We start from the raw sequence: 19299 nt of genomic DNA, 5'->3' as shown, positions 1-19299 counted from the left end.
ATTCGTGGTGGTTACGATAAAACAAGACAAGAGTCAGGAGCGATCCTGACTCTTGTCTTTGTTTTATACGGATGCAGGGTCTTGCCATACATTAAACTTGTTTCCGTCAGGATCCTTAAATTTAAATTGCAGACCACAGCCGTCATGGTCAACTAGTGGCTCAACATGGACGCTATTGTCGCGAAGTTTCTTGCGAAGCTCGACAATATTGTCAACCTCAAACGTTAATGAAAACATTTCGTACTCTTCGCCATCCCATTGTGCAGTGACAAAATTCGCTGGTTTCATATCCAAAGTTTCCAGTAAGAATAACCATTGTCCGTCTCCTAGGATTAAGATGGCTCCGTCCGGTTCACGTTTCCTAACCTCTAAACCAAACATCTCCGCATACCATTTTGCAGCAAACTCCAGATTAGATACGGGTAAGTAGTTGCAGAGAACTTTCTTTAACATAGGTTTTTGGCCGATCTGTTGGTTCTGTAATTGTGGTATTTCTTTTTCTAACATGGATGATCTCACCTCTTGTTTTTAGTTTCAACATATAGACGATTCAAACCAGTCAAATCCGTCGCGTGAGATCATATATTTATTTATTTTCTACAGCATTAAATTTGTTTCCGTCAGGGTCATAAAATACGAATAACTTTCCGAATAATTCGTTCTCTTCCAGGGGTTCGGTATGGACACCCCTGTTTGTTAGTTGTAACCATAAATCATCTGCGCTATCTACTGAAAAAGTTAAAAGTGGCATCTTGTTCGGAGAATGATTGTGGCATTCGAGCAAATACAATTCATGACCTGATTCCAGATTCAGATTGCCATGGATACTAGTTCTTAAATGAAAGTGAAGGTAGAACCAGTCTGTTGTTTTTTTTTTTATTGGTGACTGGAATGTAGAAGTGTCCTGCTCTTCTCAACACTTGTTCACAAACCGCTTGCTCAAAATCACGATCCAGTCGGAAAGGGCGGAAATAAGATTCGAAATCGTCCACAAGGTGGAGCTTAAGCGTCTCTCTAGCGCGACGAATGCGACTTTCCACTGCCGCTACGGATAGATCTAGAAATAGACTGATTTCCTTCATTGACCAATCGCTTAAATAATGCAGAACAACAGCGGATTTGCTCTTTTCCTCCAATGTGTGCAGGGCACGCCAAATGGATTCTTGAAGGACATGCTGTTCAAGCCATGAACCGACGTTGTCCGACTTTTCGGGGATAGATTCGATATACGTGAGAGTCGCCTTTTTCTTCTTTAGAAAATCAAGACTTGTTCGGTAAGCAATCGAGTAAAGCCAACTGCCAAGCCGAGTTGGTTCTTTTAATGTATGTAGATTGTTGTAACATTTTACAAAAGCCTCTTGTGCAACATCCTGAGCTTCATGAAAGTCCCCAATTACGCTATACGCAACAGAAAGAAGGGCATTAGAATAGCGGATTACGATAATGCGAAATGCCTCGAAGTCGCCGCTTTTAGCATTGATTATCAATTGATGATCAGACGTAAGATTATCTCTAGTCACTGTTTGTCACCTTCCAGTGCATATGTATTCAATCACCTACGCGCTGATAACACCGCACATAATCGATAGCGAACTCGCTCGGATACACAGGCTGTTCAACGTTCCCGCTCTCTTGCGGCGGGATTTCATAAATGTTTAGCATCAATTGCATGGGATAATCTGGCGATTGTGGCGAGCGATGGATCCGTACATTGTCGATATAGAAGTCGACGCCTTCGGGAGTCCAATCGACCGCATAGACGTGGTAGAGCGTCGGGTCCAACGCAAACTCGCGTTCGAAAAACTCTTCTTCTATAGTAGGGTCGCCGAATGAATGAATACCATAGCCGAGCGTGCACGCCCCATCCCTCACGTTCCAGCCTTTTAGCTCAAATGGGCAAATTTCTGCCGAACGTTCGGGCACATCCTCGAAGCCGATCATCCAGAACGCGCAGACGTTATATGGTGTGCCAAGCCCTTTTGCTCGAATTTCAAAATAGCCATATTGTGAGACAAACAACCGTTCCTCAGGCTGTTCCTCGCGAACGAGGCAATCCCGCGAGAACCGATGCTGCCCAATCGGGCTGTCGAGCGGTCCGGCGAACACCCCCGTTTGCAGGTTGCTCACTTTCACATCCCCATTAAATTCCGGGCTCCACGGCTGTTGTTCTTCAGTTATGCGCAAGAGAAGCTGACTGTCTTCGAACCGGTAATTCGCCGTGGTGTTCTGACGGCTGCTCCATTGCGGTAAGTAATAAGGCAGCCATTTCGCACGATCCAACTCGCTCGTCTCGAAGTCGTCGTGGAATACGAGGGTGTACCCGGCTTTTTCTAAAGGATTCCTAGGGAAATCTAGCATACTCATTGTCGCGTTCACTCCTTTTTCCTATACGTCTCTACTGTCCAACCAACCACCACTTAAAAGAACGTCCTTCATAACTCTCAAAGCGTCTCGGCGAATTCGAAAATAAGTAGCTCTACTTACGTGCAATCGGTTAGCCGCGATTTCGGCAGTCAGATGAGTCTGCTCGCTCATTTGTCGCAGTACTTGCTGCATGCGTTGATCAAGCGGATACACAGGATCGCCCCAAAGCAATTGATGAAGCGAGTGCTGCAACTCAGTACCGGATAACCCAAGGAGGGTAGCCAGATCGGTTTGCGCCAGCCGCTTAAGATCTGTTACAAGCGGGAGAGCAGCGAGTATGGATTTTTCGGTGATGTCTTCCGAGGAAGGGGATTTGGCCGCCTCCAGCTCAATGCCAAGCAGCACAAGAATCCGGTCTCCGATATCTGAAGTGTGCCAGTCCAGCTCGCGGACGGTTGCGTGTTGGAACGGGTGACCGTCGGGAAGGCCAGTCAGGGGCCTCATTTTGTACCCTAGCCGTAAAAGAATGGCCGTAATTCCTTCATACGTATTGATCATGACGAACCGCAAACCTGCGGAACGAACGACAAGCCAATCCGCTAAAATAATGCCGATGAGCTGCTGAAAACTGTACTCAGCATGCTGTTCGGAAGCGGCGGCAAGCAAATGGTAAAAGGTATCCGCTTGCTCCATCCCTTGCGTACGAAACGCGTCGATTTCATTAGGGAAAGCTTTCTCCAGCACTTCTGGAAAATGCTTCTCGTGAAATCGGGTCGTTTCCCCGTAGAGGAAGAAGCCTGCTACAAACGCCAGAGGCGTGCCGTCTTTGGCTCGAAACACACGGATGCAATCAGGGAAGCATGCAGCCATCTCTCGCAGTACGGCGAGATCCTTACTAATCGATACTGCATAGGAGGCTTGTTCTTGCATGATTCGCATCAACTCAGGTAAATCTCGCTGGTGAAAAGACTCCATGCGCATCTGCTCAGGATCATGGGCGAATACAGACACGGAATCGAGTTGAAATACGTCCCGGCAAGTAGTGAGAAGGATGGCAATCCGTTTACTCCAGTCGCTGACAGTTTCTGACTTCATTTCTCGCACCAGCTCGCGAACAATCGTCGTACGCAAGCTGCGTACCCGTTTCGGCTCACGCCGAATGAAGTCTTCCATCAAGTAATGACGCGCTACATCATGTAAGGCAAAGCCATAAGCGGTAGGGCGTACAAAGGATATGCGGCTTAACTGAAGCAGTTTGTCCGCATGTAGTGGCGAACGAACCAATCGACCAATCTGCGCCAGCGTGGCTTGCGGCAGAATGCAAAGCACATCCAGCGTCTCTTGTAAGTCTGGAGAAGCAACTTCGCGCAAAAGCTCTGCTGATATACGCAGCGAAATTGGCCAGGTTTCTTTGCCGATGAGATGAAGCTTTTCGGAGTTGAGCGCCAAGGCAAGCGGCAATCCCTGCGATTCGTTATGAAGACGTTCGATATCTACAGATTTTTTGATTCCGGTGCGGAAGGCGTATTGGGTAACTTCCTGTCTATTTAAAGGCTGTAGCTCTAGGTAAGAGACGCTGTTCCGCCAAGCGAGGTCATGCTGCCAAGATTCGGATAAATTTTGACGAGAAACTAACAGAACCAACAGCCCCTTCGAGGGCAGTCGGGGAAGAAACACTTCTCGCAACCATCCGTCTATTTTTTGAATGGCGTCATAATTGTCTATACATAGTACTGTTCGACCTCTGGACATCTCATGAATGAGATTGTGCAGAGAAGGTTCGAGTGGAGATGGTAGTTCGTCAAAGGTTTTCATATGATCAAACAAAGCTTCCATGAAGCCTGTAGGTGTTTCTACACAAATTCGACCATCGATCCACAGGGTACGATTGTTCGCTTGCATAGCTAAGTCGAGCGCCCGCATCATGAACGAGGTTTTCCCGATTCCGCCAATGCCAGATACAAACAGAAGCTGCGTCGTCGCAGGCACACTTCGGAGCCATTGATGAACCATTTCCAACTCCGCACTTCGCCCAACGAATAGTCGATTGCGCTCGATGGCGAGCTTTTCGATAAGATTCTCCATAATTCGTCCTCCCCCAGCTAATACGTTTCGGCATCACTCACGGCGTATCCTTCATCTTAGCAACATGCGCGTATGAAAAGATGAGACGATAATGAGACGTTATCCTTTTAAAATAGGGGTATAATCGAAAGTACAATCGGCTATCAATTTGGGGGAATTCATGTCGTGAAAATCGACCTGATTATCGCCCATCCGCTGCAGGTCTATTACGCGTGCACCTTGTCGGAGAGGCTAAACAAGCCGCTGATCATTGCGAACCTGTTTCCGATCTCACCTGCAACAAGCGCGTTTCCTTCATTCCTGGCGCGAGCAAAATCCATTTCCAAGTCTGACAAAGGAAAAGTTACTTGAAGCGATTCGCAAGCTTCAAACTCCTCATGTACGCTTGAGAGCGGCTGAGATCTCAAAGCAAATCAAGGCGGAAGCGGGACTGCAAACGGCTTTGGACTTTCTTGAACGCCAGATTCCAGTTGCTCCTGTCTATAAAAACTGATTGGTGATAGGATTCTTGAATAACGAAGGGTGTGCCGCGAGGCACACCTTCTTTACATTTCAATACCATGATTTCATTTGTTATACTAATGAGCAGGTATACTTAACGGGATTAACCATCAGATGAGGTTACAAAAGAACGGGGATGAGTGAATGGCTCGACAGCGGTACAGCAATATGGATCCAAACGCAACGACGAAAACGTGGAAAGAGGTAAGACGCTGGCAAAAGGAGCGGAAGGGTAAAATCAAAGATTTGAGCTTCCGAATTGGCCAAGCTGAGCAAAAGCAGCAGGAACTGCTGAAGAATAATCAGAATGAAGTGACGATTACTTGGATCGGGCATGCCACCTTCGTGCTGCAATTCGCAGGTTTGACGATTGTGACCGACCCAGTCTGGGCCACCCGGATGGGCTTCACTCAGAGATTGGAAGCGCCTGGGCTTTCTATTGAAGAGCTTCCGCCAGTAGATGTTATTTTGCTCTCACACGCGCATTACGATCACTTGCATGTGGGTTCATTGAAAAAGCTGAGAGGCACGCCGTACGTGCTTGTACCAGAGGGACTTGGCTCGAAGCTGCGGAAGCTGGGGTTCAGCACGGTTTATGAATTGCCATGGTGGGGGAGTCAAACCGTGGGTCAGGTGGAGTTTCATTTTGTTCCTGCGCAGCATTGGACAAGGCGTACGCTAACCGATACGAATACCTCGCTTTGGGGCGGATGGGTAATGAAGCGGACTGCGTCGTCTTTGCCAGAGGGCGAGCAACAGGATCCTCAATCGATATACTTTGCTGGCGATAGCGGGTATTTTGAAGGGTTCGGCGAGATTGGTGCCAAATATCCGGGCATTCACTACGCCTTAATGCCGATCGGCGCCTACGAGCCAGAGTGGTTCATGGGGATGCAGCATGTGACGCCCGAGGAAGCGATTCAGGCTTTCCTGGATGTCGGTGCCAAACAGTTCATTCCGATGCACTATGGAGCCTTTCGTCTTGCTGATGATACACCCAAGGAAGCATTGGATCGGCTGCTGGCGGATTGGCAGCGGAGAGGGCTAGACCCAAGCGCGCTGCGCTTGTTAAAGCATGGCGAAACCTTGGTGGCAGAGCCGAACTAGACGTAAAATATCATAAAGAGGTGCTTGCTTCGAAGGTGGAGATCTTGGGAATCAAGCACCTCTTTGCGTTGATGCCAAGGCTCTCACGAGGGCGCTATATATTGTTTCAAAATAAACAGGAATGACAAAATTGGAAAAATGTCATTTGATATTTGTCATTTTCGTATTTATAATAAAGTTACATGTTAGGCGGAAAAGACGGCTGCTTACTTCATTTCAATGAAAGGCGGGATTAGGAAATGGAACGTAAAATAGTAGGAAAAGTAGCGATAGTAACGGGTGCATCCAGAGGAATCGGTCAGAAAATCGCAGAAGAGCTGGCACTTCACGGGGCTAAAGTTGTTGTGAATTACGCTAGCAGTCCAGGTAAAGCGGAGGAAGTCGTTAACGGCATTAAACAACAAGGCGGTGAAGCGATCGCGATTCAAGCGGATATCAGCGAAGTGGCACAGGTTGAGCTTTTGTTCCGGAGGACGCTGGAGGCGTACGGGCAGGTTGATATTTTAGTCAATAATGCAGGGATCATGATTACGAAACCGATACTCTCCATTACCGAGGAGGATTTTGATAAGCAGTTTAATATTAATGTGAAAGGGACGTTCTTTGCGATTCAGCAAGCGGCGCTGCATATGAAGGAGAATGGTCGAATTATCAACTTTTCTACTTCAGTTAATGGGCAAATGTTCCCTGGGTACAGCTCGTATGCGGGCACGAAGGGGGCTGTTGAGCAGTTTACTCGTCAGTTAGCGAAAGAATTAGGACCCAAAGGCATCACGATTAACGCCGTTGCACCTGGGCCAGTCAATACTGAGCTATTCACCGTAGGAAAATCGGAGGAACAAATCAAAGCGGTAGCTAACATGAATTCGTTCGGACGTTTGGGGGAAGCGGAGGATATTTCACGGGTTGTACTTTTCTTAGCAAGTGAGGAATCTCAGTGGGTAACAGGACAAACACTTCGTGTGAATGGCGGGTTTATCTAAGATGACGAAGAATGAGTTGCCATTATCAAAAGATGAGATTTTAGATGCAGCCGAGCAAGTGCTCCGGCGGTATGGTCCAGACAAAACGTCCGTTGTGGACATTGCGAAGGTGCTGCAAGTGAGTCATGGAACGGTGTATCGGCATTTTGAAAGCAAAGCTGCGCTGCGGGAAGCCGTGACATCCCGGTGGTTGCATACGAGTGTCGCAGTTCCTTTGGAGGCAATTGCGAGAGATGAAACTAGCGGCAGCGCCGTTGAGCGTTTGCGTATGTGGTTAGAGACGTTGATTCAGACCAAGCGGAAATTCGCTGCCGAGGATCCGGAAATGTTCACCATGTATGCCAATGTAACGCTCATTGAAATTGAAATGATTAGCACGCATGTGTATCGCTTGATTGGGCAGCTTGCACAGATTCTCGAGCAGGGAATGGCGAGCAACGCATTCAAGCAGGGAGATTCGGCGTCGATCGCTAGAGCGATCTTTTTGGCCACCTCGCGCTTCCATCATCCATCGCATGCTGGGGAGTGGGGATTTGGGGACAGCGATGAGGATTTTGAAAATGTCTGGCAGTTGATACTTGGAGGGATCGTATGATCAAACCCAAAAGATTAAAGCCTGGCTCCATGAGCATACAGATCCGAAATTGATTATGCATCTCGGCGGGCGAGTGGCGTTGAATCCTGAGGCGAATGAGGTTGTTTTGTTGGAGAGTCCGTTTGAATGATTGAAGTAGGAGGATCTACATAAGTGAGTAAAGTTGAATGTGGCATTTATACCATGTGCTTAGTCCAAGATGGGAACAAGGTGCTTCTAATAAACCGTCCCGAAGCCAAAGGGTTTCCCGGATTTCTAGGCCCTGGCGGTAAGTTGGATTTAGCAGAAAGTTTTTCGGAGGGAACCGTCCGAGAATTGTGGGAGGAAACGGGACTCGTGGTGAACCCGGAAGATCTCATATACAAGGGCGTGGATGAATATTTAGTGCCCGAAAAGAACTATCGATATATGGTGTTTAATTACCTCGCTCGGACCTATTCTGGAGAGCTGCTTCCCAATCCACCTGAAGGTGAATTAGTCTGGGTAGATGTAAGCGAGGCTTTGCAGTTGCCCATGCAAGACTGGTTTAAACGAAGGTTTCCTTTGTTCTTTGAGTCGGGAACTTTTGAGATTTCTGTTGTGTGGGATGAAAGTAATCAATGTATAATCGAGGAAAAGGTTAGAAAATTGGGATGAAAGAATGATTCGAATAACAACATGAGAGGGTAGCAGATCACTATGAGCGAAACCGTAAGTTTAAGTCTTGGAGGTTCCTACGTTGTGGCCCCAGACAACCCTAGAAAGACGAAAAATCGTGGTCGGAAATGTATGATTCTAGCATTCGAGCTTAATGATGAGGAACTAGATATTAGAGTGATTTACCTCGATACGAGTAGGGAGGTCCTGCTAAAGTTTAGTGATTTGAAACAAATTACCGAGTGATGTCGCTAAAAAAGTTTAAGATTTCCCATTTACTCGGTTGTCCTATTTGAAGGTAAGGAACAAAAGCTTGTATTTACTCCTGTGGGATTGCGGGGAATTATTATTTGCACTCGGAGGAATTGGTAAAGCGGATTAACGAGCTTTTTCAACCCAAGTAGATTTGAACAAAAAAAGATCCCTATAGGATAAGGATCATTAGTGTGAATCGAGCTATGTGTTGATGTTTCCAGCCATTTTAAGTCTCGCCGCGATTTGTTTGAAATCTTCAGGTGAAATGCCAGGAGCAAATTCCTCTTCGACAGCCGGCGCTTCAGCAATGGGATATCCTTGAGGCGTACCATGGATGACTTCTAACGCAGAGCCGTCTTCAGGATGGGTGCCTTTCCATATCTGGCCGATGGTTGTGAAATCCTTGTCGCTCCACGTGTAAAGCTTGGTATGCACGCCTTTCTCTTCAAATTTCCTTGTTTCATTAAACGCTTTGTTGCTTAGGGAAGGAATAGGGACTAATTTAGTGACATTTACACCTGTGGCAACTTCCAACGCTTTGGCGTAAGCAACAACATGAACGCCTCCACGAACGAGAAGGTAACCGATCACAGCACGTGCTGCAGGATGGTCGGTCATTTCATAAACTTTCATTTTATGGGTGCGAGCACCGCATTCTAAGAAAAAATTATGCAGCAAATCCTCTACCAAATTACCGCTGTTAAAAACATGTGCGCCTGTCCATGGGTTACCCATGGAATCAACCGGCATGGCCCCTTGCGCACCTGCAAGAAAGTGATACGAGAGACGAGCATCTTTGACAATTTCCAAGGGGTTCTGATCGGGCTCCTTATAGCTCGTTGAACCTCGTAAGCATTTATTGATCGCATGGGAAACCAATTCTACGTGGCCGAGCTCTTCGGCCGTAATACTCATAATTAAATCGTAAAAAGGTCTCAACTTTTCCTTCGAACGGAAATTAAAGGATTGATAGAGATAATTGTTCAAAGTGGACATTTCCCCGAATTTACCGCCTAACAATTCCTGTACAGCTGCCGCGGCATTCGGGTCAGGCTTCTCAATGTCAGGAATCTCAATTGAAATTTCATCCATTCGTTTAAACATGGCTTCAACTCCTCTAGATTTTTCACTCCTGTACATTGTTTACCTTAAGCCTTATATCTAATCATGTACTTTTAAAGTGGTTTTTTTTGCTTTTGAATTTTTATTTCCTTTTCAAATTGGACATAATATCCAGAAAAGGGTGTCAATATGGACTCCCTGAAAAGTAAGCTGCATATGACAATTAAGCATCTAAAAGTTTGACACTTTTGTGTAATGAAGCGTAGTTTGAGCAACTATTGGTGGTTTGCTTTGGCTTAACTTTCATAAAGTATGTTATCATGAGAGTACATGATTACTAGAACGCAAAGGGAAGTTTATACTTGGAGGTAATTACCATTAATACCGATATGCTGAATGATGCAATGAAGATGTTGAAAGAAACGAGCCGAACCTTTTATATACCGATCAGCAACTTGGACTTCGGGTTAAAAGAGGCTGTAACATCTGCCTATTTATGTATGCGGGCCATCGATGAGATCGAGGATCATGAGGAACTGGCGGACCCGTTGAAAATAGAGCTTTTATATGGCGTATATCAAGCGTTCCAATCCTCCGATATTATGGGCTCGATTCAGAGCTTGCTGGCGCCTCATCAGCAGGAACTGCCGGAAGTTTCGATGCGACTGGATGAATGGCTGGCGCTCTGTCCACCTACGGCAATGCCAATCGTTGAGAAGTATATTGCTAAAATGTCATTGGAAATGTCGGAATGGGTTCAAAATGGCTGGAACATCCATACGGAAGAGGATTTGGACCGCTATACATATAGCGTTGCTGGTATGGTTGGCGAGATGTTGTCCGAGCTATGGCTGTGGCATGATGGCACACAATCCGATCGTGACAAAGCAATTGCCTTTGGAAGAGGACTGCAGGCGGTTAATATTCTCCGCAATAAATTGGAGGATGCGAATCGCGGCGTGAACTTTTTCCCGGATGGTTGGGGCTTCAAGGAAATGCAGCAATACACGCGTCGCAATCTGCAACTGGCAGATGCGTATATCGCTGATCTGAAGCAGGGGCCAGCGTTGAAGTTTTGCAAGGTCCCTTTAGCTCTAGCGCATGCTACGGTTAATTTACTAGCTGCTGGCGGCAACAAGCTGACACGAGATATGGTTTTGAAAATTGTGAGTAAAGTAACGTAAGTATGGGATTTACATAGGAATTTTGAGGGGAAGCCTGCAGCGGTTTGTAGGCTTCTTTTCTTTTTACGAAATTAGGTGAAATTATAGGAAAAAAAAGGTATTCGCTCGAAAGAAGTCGAAATGAAAATTCTGCAAGTACTCGTCATAAGAAGGTGAGAAATGTTGTTACTTTCGTTATCACTTGACCTTATTTTATTTTTCCTATTGTTTGCTCTATTTGTGTATGTCATTGCAACGGTTACGATTAATAATCTGCATAAAATTTACTTGCCACGGTGGATGGAGCCTTGTATCAAGCCAAAGAAGCAGGGCGCAATCGGATTGTTAGCACAAAGGCAGCCTGATCCCCAAAGTAAAGGGGTGCCCTACAAGTAGATGTATCTACTGTAGGGCACCCAGTATGGAAAGAACCCCTATAAAGCCTTCCCTATAACCTTCTTATAATGCTGTACAGACAGCACGCCGAACACCGAGTAGAGCAGCGTGTACAGCCCCATTACGATTAACATCGGAGTCCACAGCTCCGTTCCAAACAAGAACCAGCCGGATTGAACGGCGAAGTAGCTGTGAAGCAGCCCCACAACTAAGGGAATGCCAAAATTAAATAGTTGTTTAACCTTGATTCCTTTTAATAAATCCCCTTGGGTAAATCCAAGCTTGCGTAGAATGGTATACGATGACTTTTCTTCTTCACTCTCATCCATTTGCTTGAAGTAAAGAATGCAGCCCGACGTGATCAGGAAAGTGAGTCCTAGGAAGCCGACGATGAACATAATTAATCCCATTCGGTTTTTCGCTTCACTGGCCGTATCCATGCGGGAATCAAGCGAAGCCTGCTTATCAAATCCAACGTCATGGAAAAGTTGATTGGCATTCTCAAGCTCCTTGTCATCCACGATATCAATCCCAATATACAACGATGTCTTTCTTTGAATTTGAGGGTCGAGATCTTGCTTTAAGCGCTGAAAGACCGAATCGTCAACGACGGCAACAGGCAGGTTCCCCATGGAAAAGCGTCTCGAAATGTAAGAGCGTTCCTCGATGCCGATGAGCGTTAACGGGATGGTGATATTTTGGCTGCTTAGCCCAAGCGGGCTGTTCGTTTTGAACTGAAGAAATTTTTGCATCTCATCGTTCGCCCCGGTAAACAGGGTTTGGTCTGCAGTCACATCGATTGATCCGACAGCGCTGTCGCTAATAACGGCCATCTGGTTGGCGTCTGGACTCATGTACAGATCACCTTTCGCTCCCACCACTTGGCGAAGATCAGCGTTCATTTGAATAACCTCAATCGTTGTCTCGCGGTGTTGAATGCCCCCCTCATCTAAGGCCTTCGTAAATATTTCAGCATTGTGACGCTCCGTCACGGCAAAGTGGGCAGGAATGTTCCTTTCGGCCGTTATTTCAGCAGAATAGTACGTGATATAGCTCAAGGAGAGCAAGCCAATTGCTAAGGCAGACACCGTTGTTATCACCATCAAAAGCAATGCATTGGATTTCATCCGATGCATGATGGAACCGAGGGAAAGCACCTCTTGCACGTTCAGATAGCCGTTTTTCTTTTTACGGATAAGATTCAAAATCAAGCGCACAGAGCCTTTATAGAAGAGATAAGTACCGATAATTACCGAGGCAAGAATTAACAGCATGCTGCTCAATAATCCCGCTAATGACGTAATGCTGCCTGAAAACAATATGGAAGATACATAGTAGCCGATTAAAACGAGACATATGCCCAGGAATCCAAGGATAGCTTCCGTGTTCGACATTTGCTTCACTTTGGCTTCGGTGGAGGTGGCCACATGGAACAACGAAAGAATCGTCTGCTTTTTAATAAATAAATAATTGACCAGTAGAATAAATAAGTAAACCGCACTGAAAACAACAATCGTTTGGATGAACGCTTGTACCGAAAAGTGGAGCGTTGCGTCAGCCTTAACCCCTGTAATTCGGAATAGGATCATCAGAAAGAGCTTCGATACGGAGAATCCGATGAACGATCCAATGAATATGGAACCGAAGTAGAGGATGAAATTTTCGGTGCTAAGGATACGAAAGATTTTCCCCTTCGTCATGCCGATAAGCTGCAAAAGGCCGATTTCTTTACTGCGTCTTTTGACGAAAATGTTATTGGCATATAAGTTAAAGATCGTCACAATGGCGATGAGCAAAATAGAAGCAGCGCGCATCGATGCCGCACCTTTCACCGTCCCTTTGGCCGCATCTAGCGCAGGGTCGTATTGCAATGTGACAAAGGCGAAATAAAGCGCCACGCTAAAAATCAAAGCGAACACATACAAGTAATAGTGCTTAATATTGGACTTCAGGTTCTGGAGGATGAGCTGATTAATACTCATATTGCACACCTCCAAGGACGCCTTGCGTCTTCATAATATCTTGAAAGAAAGCTTGTCTCGATTCTTGTCCTTTGTAGATTTGCGAATAAATCTGCCCATCTTTAATGAAGATGACTCTGCTGCTGTAGCTGGCGGCAACGGGATCATGTGTCACCATCACGATGCTCGCTTGTCGAGCTTGATTCATGGCGCTCAACTTGTTCAGCATATCGGAAGCAGATTTCGAATCTAAGGCACCAGTAGGCTCATCTGCGAAAATAATATCGGGATCATGAATAAACGCTCGAGCTGCGGAGGTTCGCTGTTTTTGCCCGCCCGAAATTTCGTTCGGGTACTTATCCTTCAACTCATAAATGCCAAGCTCTGTCGCGATGTCCTGGAATCGCTGATGCGCTTCTTGCTTGGATATCTTCGTAATCGACAGCGGCAATAGGATATTTTCCTTCACGGTTAGCGTATCCAGCAAATTATAATCTTGAAAAATAAACCCCAGATGATGCTTCCGAAACTCGGCCAATTGCTTTTCCTTCATGCTCGTTGTTTCAGTCTTGTTAATCTGAATAGAGCCATTGCTCACCTTATCGATGGAGGAAAGCACGTTGAGCAACGTCGTTTTGCCGGATCCCGAAGGGCCCATGATGCTGACGAACTCTCCTTTTTCGATCGAGATGTCGAGGCCGCGAAGCACCTCTTGTTGGTTATGTTTATTGCCAAAGCTTTTATGGATTTTAACGGCTTGTAAGATAGACATGAAGATCACACTCCTTTATACGATAGCTTTATTATAAAAAGCTGGACCGCATTTATCCTTCGATTGGACGAACAAAGTAGAAAAGCATGTGACATTATTGTCACATGCCTGTAATCCGCACGAGTTCATTCGGCTGTGGGAAAGCGAGGGTGAACGTACTTCCTGCGCCAACCTCGGACTGCACCGTGACCTGGATGTGCAGCGTGTCAGCTGCTTTGCGGGCTAGATATAAGCCCATGCCTGTCGCAGCGCTGTCCTGATGCCAGATCGTGGAGGTGAAGCCCTTATCGAAAATACGGGGAAGATCCTTGGCATCGATGCCGCGTCCGAAGTCCGTTACTTCCAGGATGGTGCGTTCCTGCGCCAAAAAGCTTTTCACGATAATATCGGGCGAGAAGCTGTCGCTATACTTCACGGCATTCGTCAAGATCTGACGAAGGATAAAAGCGAGCCATTTGGCATCACTCAGCGTCTCGGTGACGTCTAGTTGGACGTCAAAACCGATCCCTTTTTGAATGCACCAAGATTGCAGCGATTTAAGCTCCATATAGAGGAGGGCTTCGATGTCTACCTTTTCAATGTAGAGATCATTCTCAATCGAGGGGAGTCGCTGTTGGTGAAGCTGTTGGTCCAGGAGATGGTGAATGCGCAGCCATTCAAAGGTCAAAGATGCCTTCATCGGCTCGTTCTCCAAGCGGCCAATCATCAAATGCATGGCGGTGAGCGGCGTCTTCACTTCATGAATCCAAGACAAGAGCTCGTCCTTCTCCTGTTCCAGCGCGATTTGCTGCCGCGAGGCCGTCTGGTGGAGCCGCTCGGTTTGATTGATCAAGGCGGATTCCATGATCTTCTCAAATGGACTTGCCGCATCGGGGACACTGGATATATCCAAGCTCGTTTCCCAGTCATTTAAGCGTTTGAAAAAAGCCGTTTCTTTGTGATACCGAACGATCAAGAAGATCACGAACAACATTGTAGATAGGAAAACAATATATAGAACCGATTGGAATGGAATCGAATGGTCGAGATAAGCGATGAGCAGCAGCAGCACGTGACCGGCGAGGAACATGAGGATCCAGCTTTTTCGCTCTAGAAGATACGCTTTAATCATAATGAGGGGCCTCTTCCGTTGCGATATAACCTTGCCCGACCTTGGTTTCAATAAAACGGCCTAAATCAAGCTCATCCAGCTTTTTTCTGAGCCGATTCACGTTCACCGTCAACGTATTATCGCTGACAAAACGCTGGTCATTCCATAAGCTGTTAATGATGTCCTCTCGACTGACAATCGTGTTCTTATGCTCGATCAGGAGCTTCAATATGTAGATTTCATTCTTGGTTAGTTCAATAGATCCCGAAGCATGATTCACCATATTCTTTTCAAAATCAATCGTAGCCCCGCACCACGTTTTTAACTTCGACTGCTCCGTATTGTAGTTGTAGACGCGGCGGAGAATGGCATGGATTTTTGCGATCAGCACGTCAAAATGAAAAGGCTTTTGGATAAAGTCATCCGCGCCAAGCTGCATAGACATCACCATATCTGTAGGATGGTCACGCGAAGAGAGGAATACAATCGGCACATTGGAATGCGTCCGAATCATCCGGCACCAATGAAAGCCATCGAATTTGGGCAGTTGAATATCAATAATGACTAAATCAGGCTTTAGAACAATAAAGGACTCCATGACTTTATTAAAATCACCGATGCCATGGACCTCATAGGACCACTGGGCCAAACGCTCTTTGATCTCTGCGAATAAGGTGGCATCATCTTCAATAAGTAAAATCTTAAACAAGTGAAATCACCCCTTTCGGTCATGTTCGTCCATTTTAGCCCATCATAACATAAATATAAATGAGGAGTCATGGAGGTGTAGAGCGGCCAATAGTGAAACAATATCTGGAAATTAACGTCAAATAGTTAGGTGATTTTACAATGAAAGGCTGACGTTTAATGAAAAAAATCGTGATGGCTCTATCGTTTATCCTACTGTTTAGTTGTATGAGCTTCATCATGCCAAGTACAAGCTATGCTTGTACTTGTATGATTCAACCCGATCCCATCAAGGCTGTTGAACAAGCTAAGGCGGTATTTTCGGGCAAGGTACTAGCCATCAAACCTCAGGTTTTAGATATCAATGGCATTCTCGATTATAAAATTGCTGTTCATTTGGATGTAGCGGAAACTTGGAAAGGGGTTAATCAGACGCAAGTCATTGTCCTTACCACCTTGGGTGAAGACTCATGCGGGTACAATTTTATAGTAGGTGAATCTTATCTTGTTTTTGCTTATGACTATGACCATAAGGAGAATATGCTGCAAGCAAGCTCGTGTTCCTTAACCAAAAAACTTTCAATTGCTACCGCGGAGCTAAGTAAAATAGGGCCAGGTGTTAAGCCAACGAAGATAGAGAGCTTGCAAGGAACGATGGATAGAATGGCTTTTACGAATAAACTCGCTTATCTCACAGCCGTTAATCATCGGGTGGCCAACCATCATCTGAGAGAGGTTGTTGTGGTAGTGTTACTTTTAGGCGTGGGGGTAGGGTTGTTGGTGATCAGGAGGAAAAGAAAAGCATAATTTGGCTTGTATCGAATAAGTGAACGATAGGTTTCATTGTTGACAAACGGCTTCCAGAACGCTATGATATCTCTTGTTGATTTAGAATAGTAACTGGAGGTGTTTTGACAATGGCAGTTCCTCAACGGAGAACGTCCAAAACACGTCGCGATAAGCGCCGTACTCACTTTAAACTGGCTGTGCCAGGAATGGTGAAGTGTGAACAATGTGCTGAACTTAAAAAAGCGCATCATGTTTGCAAAAACTGCGGTTCATATAAGGGTAGAGATATCGTTTCAGCTCAATAATCATATGAATCTAGCAATGAAAAAGACACTCCTTAGGGAGTGTCTTTTTTTTTGCCGGTGCCTAGGTGTCAAAGATGCAAAAGAGCATCCTTTACACGAGTATTTAGTTCGACGTTCCGAATAATTGCAAAAAGGCATCTTTTTGGGGCGGAAAATGCTTAAAAGAGCTGAAAATTCAAAAATTGATGCCTTTTTGCATCAATTTTAGCTGAAATCGTGGTTTTGATAAAGAAAGGTTGCACTTCTGCAATTTTGAACCGATGGAGCGTGTATGGGTTGCCGTTAAAACGTATGTCTCTTCAGCAAATCCTCGATTAAGATACCGTTAATTTTCAATCCAGTGATATTGCAGTTAGAGATGTCGACATTGGATAAATCACAATTCGTTATCACGCTGTTACTTAGTACACAATGATCGAACTGAATGGGCTCATAGTCTTGGTTAGCCTTATATTTGGAGTCGCCTTCCATGGGCAACATGACGTTGCGAAATTGAGTACCGTATAAAAGGACGTTCTCAATGACAGCTTCGCTCAAGTTGGCATTCGTAATTTTGACACTGCTTAAATTCGCATCGTTGATTTGGGAGCCAGATAAATTCACATCATTAAACAATAATCCGCTCAAATTCGCATTATTAAACTTCGTCCCTGCTAGACTCACATTATCGAAATCTAACTTTTCTGCTCGAACCTCTTGAAATTTGGAACCAGAAATATTTGTTTTCTGTAAATCTAGAGTTTCTGTTGTCCAGCCAGCCATCTAAATCCCTCCCATGATTGATTGCCTCCTAAATTTACCATAAAAACCCCAATCAGCAACAGCCGATCGGGGTTTTCCTCATTTTATATGATCAAAATTTAAAACAAAGCGTACTTAACGAACCATGTTCGATCGTATCGTGCAATACCTGGATATCTCGACCAGGGCTTCCGCTTCCAAGGGCAATGAGCAAAGGCACGAAGTGCTCTGCACGTGGTACTCCGATTGCTGCATGCGGGGCCAGCGTTTCGTACTGGCTTAGGGATTCGATATCTCTGGCGAGCACCTTATCTCGTATCCAATCTCTGAACTCCACAGCCCATTTACGAGGCAGAGCATTTTTATCACGGTCAATTTCATTAAAATTATGTGTCAAAAAGCCGCTCCCGATGACGAGAATGCCATCTTGCTCAAGTCCCTGTAACGCTTCACCAATGGCAATTTGCTGCCTTGCCGGCAAGAACGGATTGACCGATACAGGGACGATTGGAATATCGGCTTCCGGGTAAGCGTGCATCATGATAGGGAAAACCCCATGATCTAAGCCGCGATACGCAAGCCTAACTGGAATGTTATTTCGGCGCAGACGATCCTCTACCAGGGAAGCAACAATGGTTGAGCCTCTTGCAGGATACTGAACCTGATAGTAGGAAGGAGGGAATCCATAGTAATCATAAACCATCTCATGTACATCGTCCGTCGCGGCTATTGTGGTTATTTCGCTTTCAAAATGCGCTGAAAAAATGACAATGGCTTTTGGGCGGTTTTCCTTGCCGAAACGATTCAGGAACTCGGTGAATTCGGACTTTTCGAAGATGGTATAGGGTGATCCATGGGGCAAAAAGACGGGTGAAAGCATACGATGACCTCCTATCTTTGTACATACTGTTAATGCGCTAGCAGCTTACCAACGTCCTATTGCTACAAATAGTAATATGGCCAAGAATAGGATGTTCATCACGATCGCCGGATTTTCCTTCCTTTTCACGTGTAATACTGCAGCTAAAATCATGATTAAACCAAGCGCATATGCGGCAATTGGTGTCAGAATAGGCGCAATGCCTGTGGCATGAGGCACAACGAGGCCTAGTCCTCCTAGCAGCTCGGAGATACCGATAAATGTAACTAAGCCTTTGGAAGTATCCTTGACCCAAGGCATCCCGGCTTTGGCTTTCTCATACTGAAAAGCTTTCATGATGCCAGCCATAATAAAAGCTAATGCCAACACACCTTGTGCAATCCACAATGCGATGTTCATAAAATAAATTACCTCCTTGAAATAAGTAAGTGTATAGCCGTATAATAATCCCTAGGATTGATATTGAGAAGTAGTTACTATAAATATACCTAGTATCTAAAAAGATACCTTAATAAGGAGTGGGCCATATTGTCCTCACCGCACTGTAAATTTGAAACTGTGTTAGAAATTCTAGTTGGCAAATGGAAGCCTGTTGTGTTGTTTCATCTTTTTTCAAATGGCACGATGAGATTCAGTGAACTCCAAAAAGCGATTCCAGATATAACGAAGAAAATGCTTACGCAACAATTAAGGGAATTAGAGTACCATGATATTGTTCATCGAGAGATCTATCACCAAATCCCTCCGAAAGTCGAATATTCCATTACCGAATACGGCAAAGGCATGGCTACAGTTTTACAGGCGATGAATGATTGGGGAATGGCCCATGTCGAGCATTTGAATGAGAAATATGGGGAAGACAGATCTGTGGAATCGTTCGAAAGTAGATTGGATGAAGTCACTGAAAGTCACTGACGTTATTGAAAT

At 45.4% G+C, this 19299-nt stretch carries 24 protein-coding genes; 11 read left to right on the top strand and 13 right to left on the bottom strand.

Annotated features, from left to right (window positions below):
• Window positions 1-63: 63 nt before the first annotated feature.
• The 5 genes from AC58UX_RS13645 to AC58UX_RS13625 form a co-directional block, all read right to left on the bottom strand.
• Window positions 64-507, bottom strand: a complete 444-nt coding sequence (locus AC58UX_RS13645) for a VOC family protein (RefSeq protein ID WP_497253417.1) — start codon at window positions 505-507, stop codon at window positions 64-66.
• Window positions 508-586: 79 nt separating this feature from the next.
• Window positions 587-751, bottom strand: coding sequence for a VOC family protein (locus AC58UX_RS13640; protein WP_497253415.1), 165 nt, complete (start codon window positions 749-751; stop codon window positions 587-589).
• Window positions 752-827: 76 nt separating this feature from the next.
• Complete coding sequence (locus AC58UX_RS13635; protein WP_497253413.1) at window positions 828-1520, bottom strand: RNA polymerase sigma factor; 693 nt, start codon at window positions 1518-1520, stop codon at window positions 828-830.
• A 28-nt stretch (window positions 1521-1548) separates the two neighbouring features.
• Complete coding sequence (locus tag AC58UX_RS13630) at window positions 1549-2364, bottom strand: glycoside hydrolase family 16 protein (protein ID WP_497253411.1); 816 nt, start codon at window positions 2362-2364, stop codon at window positions 1549-1551.
• A 21-nt stretch (window positions 2365-2385) separates the two neighbouring features.
• Window positions 2386-4449 (bottom strand): ATP-binding protein, encoded by a 2064-nt coding sequence (locus tag AC58UX_RS13625; protein ID WP_497253409.1) that lies wholly within the window; start codon window positions 4447-4449, stop codon window positions 2386-2388.
• A gap of 165 nt (window positions 4450-4614) precedes the next feature.
• On the opposite strand from AC58UX_RS13625, the gene AC58UX_RS13620 reads away from it, so the two are divergent.
• From AC58UX_RS13620 to AC58UX_RS13595, 6 genes are all read left to right on the top strand, one after another.
• Complete coding sequence (locus tag AC58UX_RS13620) at window positions 4615-4800, top strand: hypothetical protein (RefSeq protein ID WP_497253407.1); 186 nt, start codon at window positions 4615-4617, stop codon at window positions 4798-4800.
• A gap of 294 nt (window positions 4801-5094) precedes the next feature.
• Window positions 5095-6057 carry an MBL fold metallo-hydrolase gene (locus AC58UX_RS13615; protein WP_497253405.1) on the top strand — a complete coding sequence of 321 codons (963 nt, stop codon included), beginning with the start codon at window positions 5095-5097 and terminating at the stop codon, window positions 6055-6057.
• A 239-nt stretch (window positions 6058-6296) separates the two neighbouring features.
• On the top strand, window positions 6297-7040 hold the full coding sequence (locus tag AC58UX_RS13610; RefSeq protein ID WP_497253403.1) for an SDR family oxidoreductase: 744 nt from the start codon (window positions 6297-6299) through the stop codon (window positions 7038-7040).
• A gap of 1 nt (window position 7041) precedes the next feature.
• Window positions 7042-7635: a TetR/AcrR family transcriptional regulator gene (locus tag AC58UX_RS13605; RefSeq protein ID WP_497253401.1), complete on the top strand. Its 594-nt coding sequence runs from the start codon at window positions 7042-7044 to the stop codon at window positions 7633-7635.
• Window positions 7619-7765, top strand: coding sequence for a hypothetical protein (locus AC58UX_RS13600; protein WP_497253399.1), 147 nt, complete (start codon window positions 7619-7621; stop codon window positions 7763-7765). The genes AC58UX_RS13605 and AC58UX_RS13600 overlap by 17 nt, the downstream gene beginning before the upstream one ends.
• A gap of 53 nt (window positions 7766-7818) precedes the next feature.
• Window positions 7819-8271: an NUDIX domain-containing protein gene (locus AC58UX_RS13595; RefSeq protein ID WP_497253672.1), complete on the top strand. Its 453-nt coding sequence runs from the start codon at window positions 7819-7821 to the stop codon at window positions 8269-8271.
• 456 nt (window positions 8272-8727) lie between these two features.
• On the opposite strand, the gene AC58UX_RS13590 is transcribed toward AC58UX_RS13595, so the two are convergent.
• Window positions 8728-9630: a manganese catalase family protein gene (locus AC58UX_RS13590; RefSeq protein WP_497253397.1), complete on the bottom strand. Its 903-nt coding sequence runs from the start codon at window positions 9628-9630 to the stop codon at window positions 8728-8730.
• A gap of 362 nt (window positions 9631-9992) precedes the next feature.
• Between AC58UX_RS13590 and AC58UX_RS13585 the strand changes: the two genes are divergently transcribed.
• Both AC58UX_RS13585 and AC58UX_RS13580 read left to right on the top strand, forming a co-directional pair.
• A complete protein-coding gene (locus AC58UX_RS13585; RefSeq protein WP_497253395.1) occupies window positions 9993-10772 on the top strand; it encodes a squalene/phytoene synthase family protein in 780 nt (259 codons plus the stop codon).
• Window positions 10773-10931: 159 nt separating this feature from the next.
• On the top strand, window positions 10932-11147 hold the full coding sequence (locus AC58UX_RS13580; RefSeq protein ID WP_497253393.1) for a hypothetical protein: 216 nt from the start codon (window positions 10932-10934) through the stop codon (window positions 11145-11147).
• A gap of 38 nt (window positions 11148-11185) precedes the next feature.
• On the opposite strand, the gene AC58UX_RS13575 is transcribed toward AC58UX_RS13580, so the two are convergent.
• The 4 genes from AC58UX_RS13575 to AC58UX_RS13560 all read right to left on the bottom strand — a co-directional run bounded on the left by AC58UX_RS13575 (window position 11186) and on the right by AC58UX_RS13560 (window position 15679).
• Window positions 11186-13129: an FtsX-like permease family protein gene (locus AC58UX_RS13575; RefSeq protein WP_497253391.1), complete on the bottom strand. Its 1944-nt coding sequence runs from the start codon at window positions 13127-13129 to the stop codon at window positions 11186-11188.
• Window positions 13119-13880 carry an ABC transporter ATP-binding protein gene (locus tag AC58UX_RS13570; protein ID WP_497253389.1) on the bottom strand — a complete coding sequence of 254 codons (762 nt, stop codon included), beginning with the start codon at window positions 13878-13880 and terminating at the stop codon, window positions 13119-13121. The genes AC58UX_RS13575 and AC58UX_RS13570 overlap by 11 nt, the downstream gene beginning before the upstream one ends.
• 100 nt (window positions 13881-13980) lie before the next feature.
• Window positions 13981-14991, bottom strand: a complete 1011-nt coding sequence (locus AC58UX_RS13565; RefSeq protein ID WP_497253387.1) for a sensor histidine kinase — start codon at window positions 14989-14991, stop codon at window positions 13981-13983.
• On the bottom strand, window positions 14984-15679 hold the full coding sequence (locus AC58UX_RS13560; RefSeq protein ID WP_497253385.1) for a response regulator transcription factor: 696 nt from the start codon (window positions 15677-15679) through the stop codon (window positions 14984-14986). Before AC58UX_RS13560 ends, AC58UX_RS13565 begins: the two co-directional genes overlap by 8 nt.
• Window positions 15680-15837: 158 nt before the next feature.
• Between AC58UX_RS13560 and AC58UX_RS13555 the strand changes: the two genes are divergently transcribed.
• Both AC58UX_RS13555 and rpmF read left to right on the top strand, forming a co-directional pair.
• Window positions 15838-16464 carry a hypothetical protein gene (locus AC58UX_RS13555; protein ID WP_497253383.1) on the top strand — a complete coding sequence of 209 codons (627 nt, stop codon included), beginning with the start codon at window positions 15838-15840 and terminating at the stop codon, window positions 16462-16464.
• A gap of 110 nt (window positions 16465-16574) precedes the next feature.
• On the top strand, window positions 16575-16751 hold the full coding sequence (gene rpmF / locus AC58UX_RS13550) for a 50S ribosomal protein L32 (protein WP_497253381.1): 177 nt from the start codon (window positions 16575-16577) through the stop codon (window positions 16749-16751).
• Window positions 16752-17033: 282 nt separating this feature from the next.
• Here the strand turns inward: rpmF and AC58UX_RS13545 are convergent, their stop codons facing one another.
• The 3 genes from AC58UX_RS13545 to AC58UX_RS13535 form a co-directional block, all read right to left on the bottom strand.
• Complete coding sequence (locus tag AC58UX_RS13545; RefSeq protein ID WP_497253379.1) at window positions 17034-17513, bottom strand: pentapeptide repeat-containing protein; 480 nt, start codon at window positions 17511-17513, stop codon at window positions 17034-17036.
• A 91-nt stretch (window positions 17514-17604) separates the two neighbouring features.
• On the bottom strand, window positions 17605-18372 hold the full coding sequence (locus tag AC58UX_RS13540) for a DODA-type extradiol aromatic ring-opening family dioxygenase (RefSeq protein ID WP_497253377.1): 768 nt from the start codon (window positions 18370-18372) through the stop codon (window positions 17605-17607).
• 45 nt (window positions 18373-18417) lie between these two features.
• Window positions 18418-18771 carry a DoxX family protein gene (locus tag AC58UX_RS13535; RefSeq protein ID WP_497253375.1) on the bottom strand — a complete coding sequence of 118 codons (354 nt, stop codon included), beginning with the start codon at window positions 18769-18771 and terminating at the stop codon, window positions 18418-18420.
• A gap of 129 nt (window positions 18772-18900) precedes the next feature.
• Here AC58UX_RS13535 and AC58UX_RS13530 point away from each other — a divergent pair, with 129 nt between their 5' ends.
• On the top strand, window positions 18901-19287 hold the full coding sequence (locus AC58UX_RS13530) for a winged helix-turn-helix transcriptional regulator (RefSeq protein WP_497253373.1): 387 nt from the start codon (window positions 18901-18903) through the stop codon (window positions 19285-19287).
• Window positions 19288-19299: the final 12 nt, after the last annotated feature.

Source organism: Paenibacillus sp. J22P90 (assembly GCF_059692195.1).
The sequence above is the reverse complement of the archived record's forward strand: the minus strand, read 5'-3'. Positions and strand labels throughout refer to the sequence as shown.